Here is a 17,148-nt window from a genome sequence, read left to right as displayed (position 1 = left end):
TACCCCAATTGTGGTATATACAGTTATTCCGAGTTATTGTTACTTTTTCCTTGTTTGAGTGGTATGCCAACAAATGCCAAAAAATCAAGCAAAAGGAAAACGGCAGTATATGAGCTTTGACATGAGCGTCACCATGCAGACGATTGCGGAACTCCGAGGAGTGACCAAGACCTTCGGGAATGTGGTCGCCGCCAAAGACCTGAATCTTTCCATTGGGAAAGGAGAGTTCCTGTCGTTCTTAGGCCCATCTGGTTGCGGCAAAACCACTGCGCTTAGAATGTTGGCAGGTTTCGAGAAGCCAACCGAAGGTCAGGTGTTGCTCGATGGAGAAGTCGTCAACGACTTGGATGCGCACCATCGCCCAGTCAACATGGTGTTTCAGCACTATGCTCTTTTTCCTCACCTAAGCGTGTTCGACAACATCGCGTACGGCCTGCGCCAACAACGACCACGCGTAGACAAACAAACAATCGCGACAAAGGTTGAGCAAGCGCTGGAAACTGTCCGTCTTGGTGGGTTTGGCCCACGTCGCATCTGGGAGATGTCTGGTGGTCAGCAGCAACGCGTCGCTTTGGCGCGTGCGATCGTAAACGAGCCCAAGCTTTTGCTGCTTGATGAACCAATGGCTGCTCTGGATCGAAAGCTTCGAAAAGAAATGCAGTTTGAACTGCAGAACCTGCAACGACAACTAGGGATAACTTTTGTCCTCGTCACGCACGACCAAGAAGAAGCGCTTTCAATGTCCGACCGAATTTGTGTGATGGAAGGCGGCAGTATTGTGCAGGTTGGCAGCCCACGCGAACTCTATGACATGCCCCGCAGCCGCTACGTGGCTGGATTTGTAGGCACCTCAAATTTCTTTGATGCAACTGTGACTGACTCAGCAGCCGACCAAATCACTGTGCGTTTAGCGAGTGGCCAAAAGGTGCACGGAACTCCGGAGATTCCAATAGATGCAGGGCAGGAAGTGTGCGTTAGTATCCGTCCTGAACAGATCACGCTGACCCGCGCGCTACCCACAGCTGAAATCGCTCTGCCAGTTACCATTCAAAATCGGATCTTCCTTGGGGAGCACACAGAATACCTTGCGCGCAACGAAGCACTGGGTGATTTCCATGTACTTGTGCCAAGGCAAGCGGAATTGAACGAGGGGACGTTCAATGCAGGAGAGCAGGCCTTTGTTTCATGGGGCGAAGGCGCACTGCTGATCCTGGAAAAATAACAAATCCCGCAATCCAACAACAGAGAGGTTCACAATGACCAAGGATAATGGGACTATTTCCAAGCAAAAGTTCATGGAAGAGCTTCGCCGGTACCAAAAGGGTTCGGTTACACGGCGACATTTCTTAGGCGTGACAGGTCTTGGGATGGCAACGGCCGTTCTGGGTACGGCCATTCCTGGGTTGCGTCCACGCCCGGCATTTGCTGCCGGGGACATTGGCGACCGAGTGATCCTCGCCACATGGCCGAACTACCATGACGAGATGAACTTCGAAGCCTTCACGGAAGCCACTGGCGCCCATGTTCAGGTCAATGTTTTTGGCTCGAATGAAGAGATGTTGGCAAAACTACAGGCTGGAGGGTCTGGCTGGGACGTTTTCGTTCCAACCAACTACACGATCACTACGTATGTGGGTGAAGATCTGATCATCCCGCTCGATACGTCCAAACTGCCAAACTACGACGCAGGTTCATTCGAACAGCGCTTTTCCGATGCCGGTTCTGTCGATGGCCAGCTTTACGCGGTCCCAAAAAACTGGGGCACGACTGGCTTTGCAGTGAACACCAGCAAGCTTGACGGCGCTCCGACTCCAACCACATGGAAAGAGTTCTGGGACCTTACTATGGAAGGTTACTCAGGCCGGACAATGGTGCATGATTACCAACTCACCACCATCGGTAATGCCCTGAAATACTTCGGCTACTCCTTCAACTCGGTCGATGAGAAGGAACTGGCGGATGCCGAGAAATTGTTACTGGATGCCAAACCGCATCTGTTTGCAATCTCGTCGGATTATCAGCCACCGATGCGTAACGGTGACGCCTGGATGACGATGTGCTGGACAGGTGACGGCAAGCAGATGAATGTCGACATGCCTGAAATCGCCTACGTTCTGGGAACTGAGGGCGGTGAACTCTGGTCCGACTACTACGCTATTCCTAAGGGCGCACCCCATATGGATGCCGCTTATGCCTTGATCGACTTCCTGCTGAACCCGGAAGTTAATGCGAAAGAAGTCCTCGCCCACGGCTATCCATCGGCTGATGCTCGCACCAATGCGTTGCTGCCGAAGGAACTACTGGAAGATCCGATCCTTTATCCGGCAGCTGACCTTCTGAATGCACTCGAGTTCGGCGCGGCGGCTACACTAACCGATCCAAACCGTGCCGAGTTGCTCGCCCGCTTCAAGTCGGCCTAAGCGGCAAGGCCGCCAATATCGGAAAAGACGAGGACAAAATGACCGAACGAGGCAGAAAAGCACTGTTGCTGGCTCCAGCAGGAATATGGCTTTTGGTAATGCTAGCCCTTCCTCTGCTGGTCGTCTTCGTCTTTTCCTTTGGCGAACGGGGGGCCGCCGGAGGCTACGTTCCAGCGTTCACGTTGGAACAATATGCCAACCTTCCTGCGCGATGGACGGCGTTTAAGAACACTTTGATCCTTGCACCTCTGGGGACTATCGCTGCGTTGGTAATTGCCTACCCGCTCGCCTACTTTCTTGCAGTGCGTTGTTCACCAAAGTGGAGAACTTCGCTGTTGATCCTAGTGATCGTGCCGTTCTGGACATCGATCCTGATCCGGTCATACGCTTGGATTTTCATCCTTGGGGGGCGTGGCTTGCCCGCTTTACTGGAGTCGATCGGCATCGATGATATCCGCCTGATAAATACGCCGTTCGCTGTGCTTGTCGGGATTGTCTATGGGTATCTACCTCTGATGGTTTTCCCGATTTTTGTAAGCTTAGACAAACTGGATAAACGCCTTCTGGAAGCATCGGCTGATCTCGGCTCTACCCCATGGCGTACGTTCCGTCAGGTGACACTTCCTTTGTCGGTACCTGGTATCGCAACTGGCTGCATGCTGGTCTTCATCTTGCTGATGGGCGAGTTTCTGATCCCAGCGATCTTGGGCGGCGGAAAGGTCTTTTTCGTCGGAAATGCGCTGGTGGACCTGTTCCTGCAGTCTCGGAACTGGGCGTACGGATCGGCGGTCGCAATGACTCTGGTTGTCGTAATGCTTGTCACTGTCTCAATTTACATGAAATTCATCTCGCGCCTGGGTGGCCAGCGCGAAGATGTCTCGCTGATGTGAGGGTCCGATGCGCTTATACGCGATTTGCGTCTACCTTTTTCTCTATATTCCAATCGGCATCATCGCGCTTTTCAGCTTTAATGCCGGACGACACGCAAGCCAGTTCATGGGGTTCTCGACCCAATGGTATGGTAGAGCGCTGAACAACCCATTTGTAATGGACGCGCTCGAGACCAGTCTGCTTGCGGCATTAATAACTGCTTGCCTCGCATCCACTCTCGGAACCATGGCGGCCATCGCTTTACAAGGGGTTAAGGGATGGCTCCGAACTTTGTTTGATGCGATGATTTATATTGCGATAATGATACCCGGTATCGTCATCGGCATCGCGACACTCATTGCCCTGGTCACCGTATTCGGCTGGCTAAACCCGCTTCTTGCAAGCCTATGGCCCGATGGAGCAAATCCCCCGCAACTTTCCATGGGGATGCCCACGCTTGTCGCCGCCCACACCATGTTCACAATGGCGCTGGTCATAATCATCGTACGTGCAAGGCTATCGGGTATGGACCGCGCGCTCATGGAAGCTTCGGCTGACCTCTTTGCGACGCCCTGGGGCACCTTTCGACAGGTGACCCTGCCGTTGATAGCACCGGCAATTTTGGCAGGCTTCCTGCTCAGCTTCACTTTCTCATTTGATGATTTCATCATCGCGTTCTTCGTAGCTGGCTCAGAAACAACCCTGCCAATCTACATATTCTCATCCATCCGGCGCGGCGTAACACCCGAGATCAATGCCATCGGCACTATGGTTATGGGCGCGTCGCTCTTGTTGCTCGTAGCAGCGCAGCTGCTTTTGCGCCGAGGCGCCTCAAAATCGAATAATTAAATAAAGGAGCCAAGTGACATGCGGCTTGCAGGTAAGGTCGCGCTCGTGACGGGCGCGGGATCAGGAATTGGTCGGGCGGGTTCAATGGCAATGGCACAAGAGGGTGCGCATGTTGTGGTAACCGATCGCGATGCAACACTTGCTGAAGCCACTGTGGCCGCGATCGTAGCGCAGGGAAATCAAGCATCTGCCATACAGCTTGATGTGACCGATGACGATGCCCTTACCAGAACCATAGACGAAGCAGTTAAAAACTTCGGTCGGCTTGACGTGTTGCACTCTCACGCTGGGTTGCAGATCGAAGGAACGCTGGAAGAAGTGGAACCAGATGGAATGGATGCTTCTTGGGCATTGAATGTCCGCGCTCACTTCATTGCCGCGCGTGCAGCCGTCGCCCATATGAAATCACAAGGTGGAGGCAGCGTGATCGTCACGGCCTCCAATTCTGGGGTTCAATATGACCGGGGTATGATCGCCTATGCGACTACAAAGCACGCTGCTGTTGCGATGGTCCGGCAGATGGCAGCCGACTACGCTGTCCATGCAATCCGTTTCAATGCCCTATGTCCAGGATTTGTAGACACCCCTTTCAATGCAGGCTTCGAAAAGCAGATGGGAGGCCGTGCCAAACTGGAAAGCTACATCGAGCAGGCGATCCCCATGAGTCGATGGGCGACAGTTGACGAGATTGGCCATGGGATCGTCTATTTGGCTTCAGATGAATCCGCTTTTATGACGGGGCAAGCCCTGGTTATCGATGGCGGTGAATGCATTTAGTGATGGGTTAGACCGCTCAAGAGAATGTCTATCGCCGCAATTCATTTTGGCGAGCACATTTCAGTCCGCTTTGGGCTCGGAGCAGACTTTCGGCAGAATTCAGTAAATGTCGGCTACGCGGACAAAGCCGCCGGGGTGCTGTCAGACGAATTCGAACCAGTCTCAGTTTGCCGCGGAAACCGCGAACCTATCCGGAACAAAGCTGACGCCACTCGCTAAGAGCGGCGGCGCGGGTCAGCTTGAAGGTGTCTCGACTGGCTAGCGATCTTTCCTGGTTGAAGTGATTGTAGACGGAGGAATGGACGGAGGCGAATTTCTGTAGACTTCGCATGCGCCTGAAACGCTGCATCGCGCGTTCGCGTCGTCGAAACGGCAGGTGCGAATTCTCGACGCGGTTGTTGAGCCACCTGCCCGTCTGTTGTTTTTCGAGCGCGCCCACTTTTCTGAGTGCCGCCTTGTAGGAGGCGAAGCGATCTGTGACGATCTCTTCGGCGCAACCGTGCCGCTTCATCAATTTCCGGAGGAATTTCAGTGCTGCGGCCTTGTTTCGGCGTTTCGTGACAACGACTTCCAGCACCTCGCCTTCGTGATCAACGGCCCGCCAAAGATAATGCCGCTTGCCATTCACTTTCACAAAGACCTCGTCGACGTGCCACTTCCATTTCGAGTATGAACGAAGTTGCTGCACCCGCTTCCGCCTGATCTCAGCGGCAAACATCGGGCCAAACCTGTTCCACCAATATCGGACGGTTTCGTGGCTCACGTCGATGCCTCGCTCGTGCAACAGATCTTCGACATTTCGAAGCGAGAGCGGGAAACGGATGTACAGCATCACCGCAAGGCGGATGACCTCGGGACTGGTTTTGAAGTACTTGAAAGAGGCAGGTTTGGTCATGGGCAAAAGCTACGCAACCGTCCTGCCTGCCTCAAGACAAGTTCTTCTGACAAGACCCCAAGTTCTTCTGACAAGACCCCACAGAGATCTCGCATCGCTAGCTTTGGATCACCGAATTACGTGAACCGAACACTTGGCATGATGCACGACTCTGTTCGCAGTGGAACCTAGAAATATGTCCTCGAATCCGGGCTTATGCGAAGCTAAGACGATGCAATCGGCGTCGCTCTGGTTTGCGAATTCGACAATTGCCCTACCCGCATGCCCGGAGATGAGCTGTACCTTCGCGTCTGAGATTTCAGAGGCAGTGTTATGCAGATTCTCCTATATCTCATGCCGCGTATGTGCAAGCACTTCACTTGGAATCTGAGAACCCACATATGCCGGAATAGGTTCTTGGACGTGCACAACGGTGAAAACAGCGTCGGCATCAGCCAATTGGCGCGCAGCCTTAAACGACGCTTGAGTGTCGTGTTCTTTGTCCAGAGCAACCGGGATCAGGATGTTTTTGTACATTTGACCTCCTATCTACTGCTCCGATGATTTCAGTTTGGTTTTTCGGCGGCACGAACCCTAAACAGGCTCAGACTTTGAAGATTTCCCCGCGCTGTTTGTAGCGGCTACGACATCATCAACTGTTTTCTCAACAGCTTCAGCTTCGGTTTCAGCGACATAAGATGCACAACGAGACACGGTTTCGAACCATTCCTGCGCGTCAGCAACCAACCGCTCAGCCGAATGGCGCTGCCACTCCGTCATACTCTGAAGGGCTTTCGATGGATCGGACGGGTTCGCAGAAGACACTTTGCGTGCAGCTTGTAGAGCCGTCCGAACCGCCTCATGACGCCGTTCGAACCAATGCTGCGCAAAGGCCTCTGTTTCTTCGAGCATTTTTTCTTGTGCGTCCCAAAATTGTTCGATCTGGGCACCGAAGGCTGGATTGCCAGACATGGGCGGCTGCATTTGCTTGAAAACATCCACAAGTGAGGTCGGGCTATTTGTGCTAGATTTCTTTGTCGGCATCGAAAGTTCCTCCTCATTTCCTTAATGAGCTATTGTGCCACCTGCGGCGCGCTTTCGCCTTAATACAGATCAATATCCCCCATTTTTTAGGATCTTCGGCTTAGGCTGCCACGGGACATTGGCATTCTCTCCGACATCGGTTCCAAGATGGCAGGGGTGGAGTTAAAGTAGTTTAGACAAGAACTTAACGCTTGGATCTCTATGCACATTGCCGGCTTTCTGATTACCCTAGGTGTCCTCTTCCTTGCCGGATTGGCGGCCGACCAACTTGGCCGGGTAACGCATCTTCCTCGTGTTACAACCTTGCTTTTCCTCGGTCTGATCGCCGGGAACGCCCGAATGGGTTTGATCCCACTCGACGTTGCAATGTGGTTCGACGAGATTTCCATTGTGGCTTTAACGATGGTCGCGTTTCTTCTTGGAGGTTCCTTAACCCGCGAGAACCTGGTTCGGCATGGCAGAGCCATTCTGACGATTTCGATTTCAATCGTGGTTGCAACCCTTGTTATCGTGTCTGCTGGATTGACCGCAATCGGCGTACCCTTCGGGCTGGCACTGGTGCTGGCGGCAATTGCTACGGCTACGGCTCCGGCCGCCATGACAGACGTGATCAAGCAATCTGGGGTGTCCAACAGCTTCACAGAGACATTAAAGGGCGTCGTCGCAATTGATGACGCTTGGGGTCTGATCGTTTTCAGCATCGCCTTGGTTCTGGCCGGTCATTCGGATGGTTGGGCCACCGTCACGACCACAGCGATGTGGGATTTCGGAGGGGCTATTTTGTTGGGTTCCGCGCTAGGCGTGCCATCCGCTTACCTCACAGGTCGCTTGAAGCCGGGAGAGCCAATGCAAGCCGAAGCGGTGGGAATCGTGTTTCTGACAGCAGGCCTTTCGTTGTGGCTAGAAGTTTCGTTCCTTGTCGCAAGCATGGTTGCTGGCGCAGTTATTGGGAATCTTGCCCGCCATCACGACCGTGCTTTTCATGAGATCGAGCACATTCAGTGGCCGTTCATGATTTTGTTCTTCCTACTGGCTGGCGCCACGCTGGATATTGAAGCCTTCGGCTTGATGGGCTGGGCTGGTGGTCTTTTCCTATTCTTGCGCGCCGTAGCCCGCCTCGTCGGGGGTTATTGTGGAGCGAGACTTGGCGGCCTGCCTAGCCGTCAGACCCGCTGGTACGGCCCAGCTTTGTTACCACAGGCCGGTGTCGCGGTAGGAATGGCCCTCGTCGCCGGAGAGCAATTTCCACATTGGGCCGCGTCGATCATGGCCTTTACTCTAGCCAGCGCTGTGGCCTTCGAGGTGTTGGGGCCGCCGTTGACTCTCATGTCAATCAGACGAACGGCTGACACAGATGAGCAGATTGGTCAGTAACTATTCAGACTGGATCGATTCAAGAAAGGCGAGCAAATTCGCCAACGGCAGGCCTACCATCATAGGTTGCCCATTAGGCAGAGCCACCGCGATTTGTTGGTCTGTCTCAAACACCGCGCCAAAGATTGGCATTTCGCCCCCATGGGCGAGCAATTGTGAACGACCGTCAATCTGTTCAGCTATAAGATCTATCGGAAACACACCGCCGTTCTCGCCCGCCAATTTGGTAAGGTCAGGTGTTCGAATAGCCAGCATTTCCGCCATTGGCCCGTCTCCGGTTGCTTCGAAACCGTGACATTGCCAGCAATACGTCCGGTACAAATCACTTCCCTCATCAACGCTGACCTCCTGCGCTAGTACGGGCCCCGTGACGAACAGTGCCAGTAAAATCCCTCGAAAAATCTGCATATGCTCCTCCAATTTGCTGCCCCGGAAGAAGATCTAATTATAAGGCATCCTTAAGAAAGCACTTTGACCTTGCTCATTTTGGACGCTCCTGTACGAGGATTGGCGTTTCAGTCGAATAGCGTTTGGTGTACGCGCCTAATTTATTCCTGCCGGCCTACAACTACGCCACCTCATCGTTGACCTCACCACCCTTGCGCGCAGACGGTTCTCCTTCCAATATATTCATATACCTGAGAATTCGTCAGAGGTGATAAGGCACGCGATGCAACCATCTGAGCGCATCCATCCGAGCCCAAGACTGGTAACAGGTTCCAAAGCGTCACGAATTGCTTTCCACCCTAAATCTGAAACCATCGAACATGTTTGCTTTGCCTTTAAGTCCGACGACAAACGACAGTTGGGTTGCGTTCAGCCTCGCAGACCCGTCGCAGCGAGGTGATTGACATAAATCAAAGCACCAACATGAATTACATAGTAAAATTCGAATGTTTCAACATATTCTACGTTCACCGTCCTGTCCCCAAGTAAACACAAAGGTGAATGGAATTTTGAAGGAGTGGAAGTCCACCCACGGGGGCTCGGCAGGAGTGATGGCGAGCCCCCAGTTAGTTGATTGGCGCCCAATGTGCCCAGGTTGAGACACACGGCATTCGGTGCAGCTTTGACCATAGGATTAAGCCGCTGCGCCAATCGAGACAAAAAGAGAAGGACGCCACTGACGACGTTCGGAGTGGGCAGTTGGCGGAAATCACTTATGAACTCTGTTGATCCAAACGAACAGAAACTCAGGCGGGCCCTTACAACCCCGTTGCTCACGCTTTATGGCCTTGGGGTAACGGTCGGAGCGGGCATTTATGTTTTAGTCGGCGCGACAGCAGACATTGCTGGACCGTTTGCAGCGTTTTCGTTCGTTTTAGCCGCGCTCGTCGTATCACTCACCGCGCTTTCGTATGCAGAACTCGCAACACGATTTCCCGTCAGCGCAGGTGAAGCGGCCTATGTTGAAGCGGGATTTCAGAAAAGATGGATGGCGGTTTTCGTCGGCCTCGCGGTCGCAGCTTCGGGGATTATCTCTGCCTCTGCAGTTGCAATTGGCGCAGCATCATACCTGCATGCTTTAACCGGTTTTGCGATCCCTGTTTTGACCATCAGCGTCGTTTTGATCATGGGTTTAATCGCACTTTGGGGGATCACTGAGTCGGTCTTTGTTGCGGCTGTCATTACGATCATCGAGATCGCAGGCCTTATCTTTGTGATTGGCTGGGGCATGTCGGTTCACGATCCGCAGGGATACGGAATCAGTTCGATGCTTCCACCGCTTGAATTCGACGCGTGGAGAGGCATTTTCGCGGCATCACTTCTCGCCTTCTTTGCATTTGTTGGCTTCGAGGACATGGCCAACGTGGCAGAAGAGGTTAAAGACCCGGTCCGCACGATTCCAAAAGCGATTTTACTAACCCTCGTTTTGGCGACCGTGTTGTATCTAGGAACCTCAATGACGGTTCTACTTGTTGTTCCGATCGATGTTCTTTCGACATCCGCAGCCCCCCTCGCGCTTGTGTTTTCAAACGCGCCCGAGGTGATCAAACAGGGCTTTTCCGCAGTCGCGATTGTGGCGACAGTCAACGGAGTACTGATCCAGATGATCATGGCCTCGAGGGTGATCTACGGCCTAGCTGACCGTAACCATTTACCGAAGGTTCTGGCGATTGTCCCAAAAGCAACTCAGACACCAGTTATCGCTACTTTGCTGGTCGTGGCGATCATCGTTTTGCTGACCCAAACTATACCGCTTGGTATTCTGGCAGAGCGCACGTCTCAGATCGTTCTCGGCGTCTTTGTACTGGTCAATATTTCGCTGATCCTGCTGAAGATGAAGCCGGACGAGTCCGCAAAGCACTTCCGCGTTCCTCTTGTGATACCGATCCTTGGGGTGATCACCAGTGCATTGCTTTTCGGATCTGGATTTCTCTAACTGATACAACGACCCAAAGGCCTCAACGAGCTGCCACGGCATATGACGACTGACCAAACTTCCATAGGATCAAAACTTTCGGCCTGGTGGCATAGAACGTTTGTGGATCTGGTTCAGCAGCTGCAATGGTCCTATCTGCCACCACTGATGGTCTATTTTGCGGCCGGCGTGTCCGGCCTGACCTCGGTCGTTGGTGCTTTTTTCCTAAAAGACTACCTCGATTTATCCGCCTCTTTCGTTGCAGGGCTAGCATTTTGGGCTGGTATCCCGTGGATACTAAAAATGCCGCTTGGTCATGTCGTGGACCTGTTTTGGCGCTGGAAGTCCCTGCTGATCTTGTTCGGCGCGTCCTTGATCACGTTGTCTTTGCTCACCATGTACGGGCTCGTGACCGCACCTGCGCAGATGTCCAGTTTCATGCCGCTGGAAGACTGGTATGTTGTTGCCTTGCTCTTGGCGCCTTCGGGCTATGCCATTCAGGACGTTGTTGCCGACGCCATGACGGTTGAGGCGGTGCCGAAGGTTGACCAGCACGGCCTACCATTTTCGCCTGAAGAAACCCGTGCTCAGCACACGACGATGCAAACCTTGGGCAGAGTTTCCATTATTTCTGGGTTTGCCGCTGTTGCGGCTGTAAACATCTGGATTTTCTCTGGAACAGAGGATCTGCAAAAATCCGATCGCCTTGCGCTTTATGGCCAGGTGTACCTGATAGCTCTGGCCATCCCTGTGTTATCCGTCAGCGGTGTCGTTCTTCACAGCTTGATCCAGCGTCAGCGTATAAGATCGGGCGACCCGCCCTACGCGCCGGATGAAGTCACCGAAGTCAAATGGTCCATATTGCTGGGCGGCTTCGCATTCGTTGTGCTTAGCATCGTGTTGGGAACCGCCGATTTCGAGTTTGCGCAAGAAACAGTCTTTGCGGTTTCTCTAACGGTGATCCTGTACCTTATGTCGCGCCTGTTGAAAGAGCTGGAACCAGCACAAGCCAGAGCCCTGATCGGGACAGCGACAATCATTTTTGTGTTTCGTGCTGTGCCGCTATCAGGACCAGGCCTGACTTGGTTTGAAATCGATGAACTGGGGTTCGATGAGCAATTCTTGGCAATCCTGGCATTGTTGACCTCGCTGCTGGCCTTGCTCGGGTTAATTGTTCTGCGGCCATTCATGGCCAACCGTTCGATTGCGCACGTAGTGGTACTGTTGACTATTGCGGCGGGCGTGCTCGCGCTGCCCAACCTTGCCCTCTATTACGGTGTGCATGAATGGACGGCGGCGCATACCGGTGGTGTTGTCGACGCAAGATTTATTGCCATCCTCGACACTGCTGTTGAATCGCCGCTTGGACAGATTGCCATGGTCCCGATGTTGGCTTGGATTGCACGCAATGCCCCTGTTCAGTTGAAAGCGACCTTTTTTGCGGTGATGGCATCATTCACAAACATGGCTTTGTCGGCGAGCAGCCTCAGCACCAAATACCTCAACCAAATATACGTCGTCACACGCGCCGTCACATATCCAGAGACCGGTGAGGTCACGTCTGCCGCGGACTACAGTCAACTTGGATACTTGCTGATCTCCGTAGCCGTGATCTCGGTGATCGTTCCACTGGCCACAGTGTTTTTCGTTCAAAACTCGCGCTTCCGAACGAGTGAATGATCACTGGCTTTCAACCTCTCTCAGCAGAGCTCTGAGATGTGAAACCGGGACGCCGATGTTTGAGCCACCAAACTCGGGCAGGATCGCAGCATTGATCGCAACGACCTCGCCCCGCCGATTCAATGCTGGCCTACCACGCTTAAACGCCAAACCCATGGCCTGGTACGAATGTACAAAAAACACATTTGTACAGGTGCTTGCGGTGCCTGCGCGGATTCAACCAAAGACACTTATCAGGCCGCAACTCTAAGAAGGTCGATCCACGATCGACCCTCTGCTTTGCTCTTTTCAAGCACGGTATCGAGCCACCAGACCGTCTATTTCGACGATACCTTGATCTTACGGCTTGGGTCCTGAGGCTCAATCTTCGGCATTTCTATATGCAGAACGCCCTTGTCGAACGTCGCTGAAATCTTGTCGATTTCTACAGTATCTGGCAGCGACATGGCTCTTGAAAAGCTGCCATAGCTTCTTTCGCTGACACGAAGATCGCCCGTTTCATCATGCGCAATCTTCTTCTGACCGCGCAGGATTAGCCTGCGATTCTTGATTTCAATTTCCACATCATCTTCTTCGAGCCCCGGCAATTCAGCCGTCAGGACAATCGCAGAATCCGTTTCTTGGACATCGATTGCCGGTGAAATCGCACCCGTCATATCAAGGGACGGAAAACCCGTGCGTTGCGCAGCCGTTTCCATCGGCAGGAAGGGTGATCCTTCCCCAAGAAAACGCGACATCAGGGTTTCCATTTCACGCCGAAAGTTGTCAGAGAGCGGATGCATTCCAGTGAAAAGTTGCGGGGACTTTTTGTCTTCTAACATTTTGAGCCTCCTCCATTGGCCTGATTTCACGCGCGCAACATTATGACAGGAAAAGCGGTCAAGGACCTTGATCTTGCGCAAGCATGCAACCTCAGGATCAGCCAGACCGAACGCGGCGGCTGAACGAACAGAAACGGGAAACTTCGTTCACTAAACTTGCCTCGTCGTGGTGAAGTTAACACCATTCTCAGTAGTCTTGATCGGAATCCCAGGTCAGCTTAGCGTTTATTTTGAATGAGCCCGAGCTGCCTAGCTTTAGCACAGTGGAGCAAAACTGTATGAAATGGCCTTATCTGGCGCTGATTTACGTTTTGCTGATCTTGGCTCCCTTGGGTTTTTCTTGGTCCTTGGGGTGGCCACCACGATCATTTAATCAAGAGCTCGCGTCCGGGCTTGGGATGCTGGCTTTTTCAATAATCTTAGTCGAGTTCCTGCTGTCTGGGCGGTTCAGGTTCATCTCTTCCGGTCTGGGTATGGATGTAACCATGCGGGTGCATCAGTTGATGGCGCGTACAGCACTCGGCTTTGCGCTGATACACCCGCTTCTCTATCAGGGTACGCCTTCGGGCGGACGCCGCCCGTGGGATGAAACAAACCAACTTACGATTTCCACCGACTTTTCTACGCTGGTATCGGGCATCGGCGCATATCTATTTCTGTTCATTTTGGTCGCCTCGGCAATTGCCCGCAAATCCCTTGATTACAAATACGAAACATGGCGCCTCTTACACGGGCTGGGAGCCTTGGTGATCGCATGCCTGTTGTTGCATCACACGGTCTATGCTGGGCGCTACGGTGGGCATCCGCTACTAACCTATCTCTGGCTTGCCCTAACCAGTATTGCAGTTGGAACTTTGCTGTATGTCTATCTCGTTCGCCCTTTACGTCAGAGGAAGAGACAGTGGCGCGTCACGTCTGTGTCTCGACTAACACCGAAGCAATGGGAGTTGCGCGTCGTTCCAGATGGTCACAACGGACTAAACTTCGAAGCAGGGCAATTTGCTTGGCTAAACGTCGGCCACAGTGTTTTTTCGCTGCATGAGAACCCATTCTCGATTAGTTCGGCACCAGCCGAAGGCCCCGAAGTTTCATTCATGATAAAGGAGCTTGGGGATTTCACATGCGGCCTCAGACAGATCGCTCCGCAAACCACGGCCTATCTGGATGCCCCGCACGGAAATCTATCGATCAGCCACCGAACTGAGAAAGGCATTGTTCTGATCGCAGGTGGTGTCGGGATCGCGCCCATGTTGAGCATTGTGCGTCAGGTACGGTTGAGTGGAACACAGTACGAGCTCAAGCTTATCTATGGCAACCGGGTGGAGGAGCAGATTGCTTTTCGCCAGGAGTTGTCCAAAGAAGAAACAGTATTTGTTCTATCCGAGCCGCCAGAGGATTGGTCCGGAGAGACAGGCTTGATCGACGGTCATCTGTTGGACCGCAATTTGTCTTCTGAACAATTTGAAAGCTGGCTTTTTGTTCTCTGCGGCCCCCCTGCCATGATGGACACGGTCGAAGATCATCTGATTGAGCGGGGCACCGCGTCACACCGGATTTTGTCTGAAAGGTTTGACTATGATTAGACTGCTCAGAAACCTGCCCGCACGCCAACAAGTAAAACTCGCAGTTTGGTTGATCAGTATTTCAATCTTCGTCGCTGTCTTGGCCTTTTGCTTAAGGTAGAAAGCTAGACCGCCAGGGGTTGGCTAGCTTCAAGGCTGCCGGCCGAAAAGGCAGGTATTCTTGGAGATGGATGCCGTCACGAACTTCCTAATAAACATGCTCCGCGTGGACAGCATGAGCATACCGCAACGATCCAGATATTTTGAGAGGGAGATTCTTCAGCGCGTCGTCTTGCTCGGTCGAAAAATCGATCCACGAGAAGGGGCAAGGGAGTTTACTGACTGGGATGAACTCACGTTAATTGTGATAGAGTTCCTTGGCGAAAACGGGCGGGCAAACACGCTTCAACCTCAAGCGAGTACCCAATAACAACTGGCTGTTCCCGTATTAACCGATGAACGTATAGAGCTACCTATACCAGCAAATCACAGTCGCCAGTTCTCTTCATCAGTGCCCGAACAGCACTGGCAACCTTGTCTGCTCCAACATTGCTTGTGTCGTTCCCCCAAATACCGACTGACGCAAATGGGAATGCCCGTAAGCGCCCATAACAACGAGGTCGGCCCCCAATTCTCTTGCGCGTTCCTGAATGCAGTGTTCAATTGAATTCCCGCCGCACCGAAACTGCGACACGGTCACAGTGCAACCGTGATGGCTGAGCCATCCAGCTAGGTCGGTTCCGGGCGCTTGACCTTCTACGTCATCAGGCGACGGCAAATCAAAACACCCAATCACAACTTCGTTGGCCGCCAGAAGAATGGGTAAAGCTAAATGCGCAACCCTAGACGCAGGCAGGCTATCATTCCATGCCAAAAAAATGCAGTCGCGTTGGGCAAACGGATCTCCATTTATCATCAGGCCTACCGGCGAATGGAACAATACTCCGTACGCGATCTTATGAAACAAATCGGGGTCTTTTCGCAACTCAGCGTCTAGAAAGGCGATATCAGAGCGATTGGCTTGGCCAGCCACAAGATGCTTCAACTCTGCTCCAGATCCCATAAAGGCAATTACATTTGCAGATACGCCTTGCCCTACCAGAAGCGCTTCAACTTCTGTGGCGCGGGACTTCAAGGCGGCATTTTTTCCGTTAAGAACATCCAACCAGTTTGAGGGAAGACCCGCCTCAACGAACCTGTTTGATCCATACTTTAGGTACGGCAGGTTGGGTAAGTCCGCGATCAACACGCAATTCAAGTGAATGTTGTGGTTACAAGCAGTTTCAGCGCATTCCAAAATCGACGCGTCGTCAGCATCAACTCCTACATAATATGCCACTGTTTTGTGTTGCATTCCCGACCTCCGTCCGGAATTTCAATTCGCCCAAAGGCCGTGCGCACGGATTAAACCTACGAAGAGACAGTGTTGTTGGTCGCTCTTCTTATTTCGGCAGCATGAAAAACTCTTCCAGCACAATCTTGCCTTCCGCCACCGAATACACCGCGATCTCGCGCAGGGTCATACGCTCACCCGTGGCCTTCTGAACGACCTCGGCTCTGAAGCGCACTCCAAAGCGGTTGGGTGGGTGGACGTAGGGGCCATCCACTTCTAGTTCTTGGATTTCATGCGATGCCAACCAATCCTCTCTTTTTCCCTTGATGGCTTCTCGCCCCTTTGAAACGCGGAATTGTCGAACCGGAGGCACGACTGCCTCTATCGACTGTGCGTTTTCGGCATACATTTCATCAACACTTGCAAGGCCCCTGCGCTCACGCATGGCCTGGGCGAATGATCTTCCGATTTCGATCAACTCTTCCATGAGCCCCCCCCTGAATTTCCATTGACAGTACCACGTCTTGCCCGCGCCAATCTTGACAAGGATCAATAAGAATATCGATGGATACTGTGAGGCCGGTTCGAACAAGTCTCAGCTAGGCCAACAGACATGTCGCTTATAGCGCGCCAAGTTCGCGCCACTCGGCAAGAGCGGCGGCGCCGTGACAACTTGAAGGTGTCTCGGTTGGGAAGGGATCGCCCCAGGCTGAAGTGATTGGAGACGGAGGAGTGAACGGCGACGAGCTTCTGCAAACTTCGCATCCGCCTTAACCGCTGCATCGTATGTCGCGAAAGGTTGTTTTGTCCGCAGACTAGCCGTTGGGGCACCGCGTAGCGGAGGTCTGCTAACCGCCCATAGAGACAGCTGCAGCGCCGTTCGCCAATGAGCTATACGGGCTCGATGCGGTCGCTCAGCCAAATTCATTGAACGACTGCATTGCGGACACTAGCTGCCGTTCGCCTCAGCGCAGCAATATTCCGACAGACACATGACCCATTGACCAATGCTTGTGTTACGTTTCCTCTTGGCAGAACATATGTGGCAACGTTTTCAGGGAATGAACAAACATGAGTTTTGTTGAAGCAATAAAGACGTGCCTCACAAAATACTTCGTTTTTTCCGGGCGCGCGGCGCGGTCAGAGTACTGGTGGTTTGTGTTGTTCGTGGTCCTCGTCAGC

General features: G+C 52.9%; 16 protein-coding genes and 2 pseudogenes. 10 read left to right on the top strand and 8 right to left on the bottom strand.

What is annotated here, in order from left to right; translation table 11 throughout:
• Positions 1 to 109: 109 nt before the first annotated feature.
• Genes AC2FNL_RS00090 through AC2FNL_RS00070 form a run of 5 tightly spaced genes read left to right on the top strand, consistent with a single transcriptional unit; the run spans position 110 to position 4,916 of the window.
• Positions 110 to 1,222 carry an ABC transporter ATP-binding protein gene (locus AC2FNL_RS00090; protein WP_082643741.1) on the top strand — a complete coding sequence of 371 codons (1,113 nt, stop codon included), beginning with the start codon at positions 110 to 112 and terminating at the stop codon, positions 1,220 to 1,222.
• A 34-nt stretch (positions 1,223 to 1,256) separates the two neighbouring features.
• Positions 1,257 to 2,420: an ABC transporter substrate-binding protein gene (locus AC2FNL_RS00085; protein ID WP_093962198.1), complete on the top strand. Its 1,164-nt coding sequence runs from the start codon at positions 1,257 to 1,259 to the stop codon at positions 2,418 to 2,420.
• 38 nt (positions 2,421 to 2,458) lie between these two features.
• On the top strand, positions 2,459 to 3,310 hold the full coding sequence (locus AC2FNL_RS00080) for an ABC transporter permease (RefSeq protein WP_093962199.1): 852 nt from the start codon (positions 2,459 to 2,461) through the stop codon (positions 3,308 to 3,310).
• 7 nt (positions 3,311 to 3,317) lie between these two features.
• Positions 3,318 to 4,139: an ABC transporter permease gene (locus AC2FNL_RS00075; RefSeq protein ID WP_093962200.1), complete on the top strand. Its 822-nt coding sequence runs from the start codon at positions 3,318 to 3,320 to the stop codon at positions 4,137 to 4,139.
• 18 nt (positions 4,140 to 4,157) lie between these two features.
• Positions 4,158 to 4,916, top strand: coding sequence for an SDR family NAD(P)-dependent oxidoreductase (locus AC2FNL_RS00070; RefSeq protein WP_093962201.1), 759 nt, complete (start codon positions 4,158 to 4,160; stop codon positions 4,914 to 4,916).
• Positions 4,917 to 5,103: 187 nt separating this feature from the next.
• Here the strand turns inward: AC2FNL_RS00070 and AC2FNL_RS00065 are convergent, their stop codons facing one another.
• From AC2FNL_RS00065 to AC2FNL_RS00055, 3 genes and pseudogenes are all read right to left on the bottom strand, one after another.
• Entirely contained in the window at positions 5,104 to 5,811 is a 708-nt protein-coding gene (locus tag AC2FNL_RS00065; protein ID WP_496831577.1) for an IS6 family transposase, read from the bottom strand.
• A 108-nt stretch (positions 5,812 to 5,919) separates the two neighbouring features.
• Positions 5,920 to 6,327: pseudogene (locus AC2FNL_RS00060) on the bottom strand (universal stress protein).
• Positions 6,328 to 6,384: 57 nt separating this feature from the next.
• On the bottom strand, positions 6,385 to 6,834 hold the full coding sequence (locus AC2FNL_RS00055) for a phasin family protein (RefSeq protein ID WP_170343047.1): 450 nt from the start codon (positions 6,832 to 6,834) through the stop codon (positions 6,385 to 6,387).
• A gap of 201 nt (positions 6,835 to 7,035) precedes the next feature.
• On the opposite strand from AC2FNL_RS00055, the gene AC2FNL_RS00050 reads away from it, so the two are divergent.
• Positions 7,036 to 8,208, top strand: coding sequence for a cation:proton antiporter (locus AC2FNL_RS00050; RefSeq protein ID WP_170404229.1), 1,173 nt, complete (start codon positions 7,036 to 7,038; stop codon positions 8,206 to 8,208).
• Here the strand turns inward: AC2FNL_RS00050 and AC2FNL_RS00045 are convergent, their stop codons facing one another.
• Positions 8,209 to 8,616: a c-type cytochrome gene (locus AC2FNL_RS00045; RefSeq protein WP_141138522.1), complete on the bottom strand. Its 408-nt coding sequence runs from the start codon at positions 8,614 to 8,616 to the stop codon at positions 8,209 to 8,211.
• Positions 8,617 to 9,370: 754 nt separating this feature from the next.
• On the opposite strand from AC2FNL_RS00045, the gene AC2FNL_RS00040 reads away from it, so the two are divergent.
• Positions 9,371 to 10,591: an APC family permease gene (locus AC2FNL_RS00040; protein ID WP_093964964.1), complete on the top strand. Its 1,221-nt coding sequence runs from the start codon at positions 9,371 to 9,373 to the stop codon at positions 10,589 to 10,591.
• A 42-nt stretch (positions 10,592 to 10,633) separates the two neighbouring features.
• Positions 10,634 to 12,250 carry an MFS transporter gene (locus AC2FNL_RS00035; RefSeq protein WP_093964963.1) on the top strand — a complete coding sequence of 539 codons (1,617 nt, stop codon included), beginning with the start codon at positions 10,634 to 10,636 and terminating at the stop codon, positions 12,248 to 12,250.
• Between the two features lie 317 nt (positions 12,251 to 12,567).
• Here the strand turns inward: AC2FNL_RS00035 and AC2FNL_RS00030 are convergent, their stop codons facing one another.
• The gene (locus tag AC2FNL_RS00030) at positions 12,568 to 13,152 is read right to left on the bottom strand and encodes an Hsp20/alpha crystallin family protein (RefSeq protein WP_170370239.1); all 585 of its coding nucleotides are present in this window, start codon (positions 13,150 to 13,152) and stop codon (positions 12,568 to 12,570) included.
• A 197-nt stretch (positions 13,153 to 13,349) separates the two neighbouring features.
• Between AC2FNL_RS00030 and AC2FNL_RS00025 the strand changes: the two genes are divergently transcribed.
• Complete coding sequence (locus tag AC2FNL_RS00025; protein ID WP_093964960.1) at positions 13,350 to 14,654, top strand: ferredoxin reductase family protein; 1,305 nt, start codon at positions 13,350 to 13,352, stop codon at positions 14,652 to 14,654.
• 487 nt (positions 14,655 to 15,141) lie between these two features.
• On the opposite strand, the gene AC2FNL_RS00020 is transcribed toward AC2FNL_RS00025, so the two are convergent.
• The 3 genes and pseudogenes from AC2FNL_RS00020 to AC2FNL_RS00010 all read right to left on the bottom strand — a co-directional run.
• Positions 15,142 to 15,987, bottom strand: a complete 846-nt coding sequence (locus AC2FNL_RS00020) for a universal stress protein (RefSeq protein ID WP_170370237.1) — start codon at positions 15,985 to 15,987, stop codon at positions 15,142 to 15,144.
• An 88-nt stretch (positions 15,988 to 16,075) separates the two neighbouring features.
• Positions 16,076 to 16,453, bottom strand: coding sequence for a SnoaL-like domain-containing protein (locus AC2FNL_RS00015; protein WP_093964958.1), 378 nt, complete (start codon positions 16,451 to 16,453; stop codon positions 16,076 to 16,078).
• A 133-nt stretch (positions 16,454 to 16,586) separates the two neighbouring features.
• Positions 16,587 to 16,749 (bottom strand): annotated as a pseudogene (locus AC2FNL_RS00010) (IS6 family transposase); the annotation flags it as partial.
• Positions 16,750 to 17,037: 288 nt separating this feature from the next.
• Here AC2FNL_RS00010 and AC2FNL_RS00005 point away from each other — a divergent pair.
• The coding region (locus AC2FNL_RS00005; protein WP_496831594.1) for a DUF805 domain-containing protein at positions 17,038 to 17,148 on the top strand (111 nt) is incomplete at its 3' end.

The organism is Ruegeria sp. CRTD044, from assembly GCF_059613485.1.
The sequence above is the reverse complement of the archived record's forward strand: the minus strand, read 5'-3'. Positions and strand labels throughout refer to the sequence as shown.

Coding starts and splice junctions, on each gene's coding strand:
- AC2FNL_RS00090 (WP_082643741.1), top strand. CDS start 110: ATGAGCTTTGACATGAGCGTCACCATGCAGACGATTGCGGAACTCCGA.
- AC2FNL_RS00085 (WP_093962198.1), top strand. CDS start 1,257: ATGACCAAGGATAATGGGACTATTTCCAAGCAAAAGTTCATGGAAGAG.
- AC2FNL_RS00080 (WP_093962199.1), top strand. CDS start 2,459: ATGACCGAACGAGGCAGAAAAGCACTGTTGCTGGCTCCAGCAGGAATA.
- AC2FNL_RS00075 (WP_093962200.1), top strand. CDS start 3,318: ATGCGCTTATACGCGATTTGCGTCTACCTTTTTCTCTATATTCCAATC.
- AC2FNL_RS00070 (WP_093962201.1), top strand. CDS start 4,158: ATGCGGCTTGCAGGTAAGGTCGCGCTCGTGACGGGCGCGGGATCAGGA.
- AC2FNL_RS00065 (WP_496831577.1), bottom strand. CDS start 5,811: ATGACCAAACCTGCCTCTTTCAAGTACTTCAAAACCAGTCCCGAGGTC.
- AC2FNL_RS00055 (WP_170343047.1), bottom strand. CDS start 6,834: ATGCCGACAAAGAAATCTAGCACAAATAGCCCGACCTCACTTGTGGAT.
- AC2FNL_RS00050 (WP_170404229.1), top strand. CDS start 7,036: ATGCACATTGCCGGCTTTCTGATTACCCTAGGTGTCCTCTTCCTTGCC.
- AC2FNL_RS00045 (WP_141138522.1), bottom strand. CDS start 8,616: ATGCAGATTTTTCGAGGGATTTTACTGGCACTGTTCGTCACGGGGCCC.
- AC2FNL_RS00040 (WP_093964964.1), top strand. CDS start 9,371: ATGAACTCTGTTGATCCAAACGAACAGAAACTCAGGCGGGCCCTTACA.
- AC2FNL_RS00035 (WP_093964963.1), top strand. CDS start 10,634: ATGACGACTGACCAAACTTCCATAGGATCAAAACTTTCGGCCTGGTGG.
- AC2FNL_RS00025 (WP_093964960.1), top strand. CDS start 13,350: ATGAAATGGCCTTATCTGGCGCTGATTTACGTTTTGCTGATCTTGGCT.
- AC2FNL_RS00020 (WP_170370237.1), bottom strand. CDS start 15,987: ATGCAACACAAAACAGTGGCATATTATGTAGGAGTTGATGCTGACGAC.
- AC2FNL_RS00015 (WP_093964958.1), bottom strand. CDS start 16,453: ATGGAAGAGTTGATCGAAATCGGAAGATCATTCGCCCAGGCCATGCGT.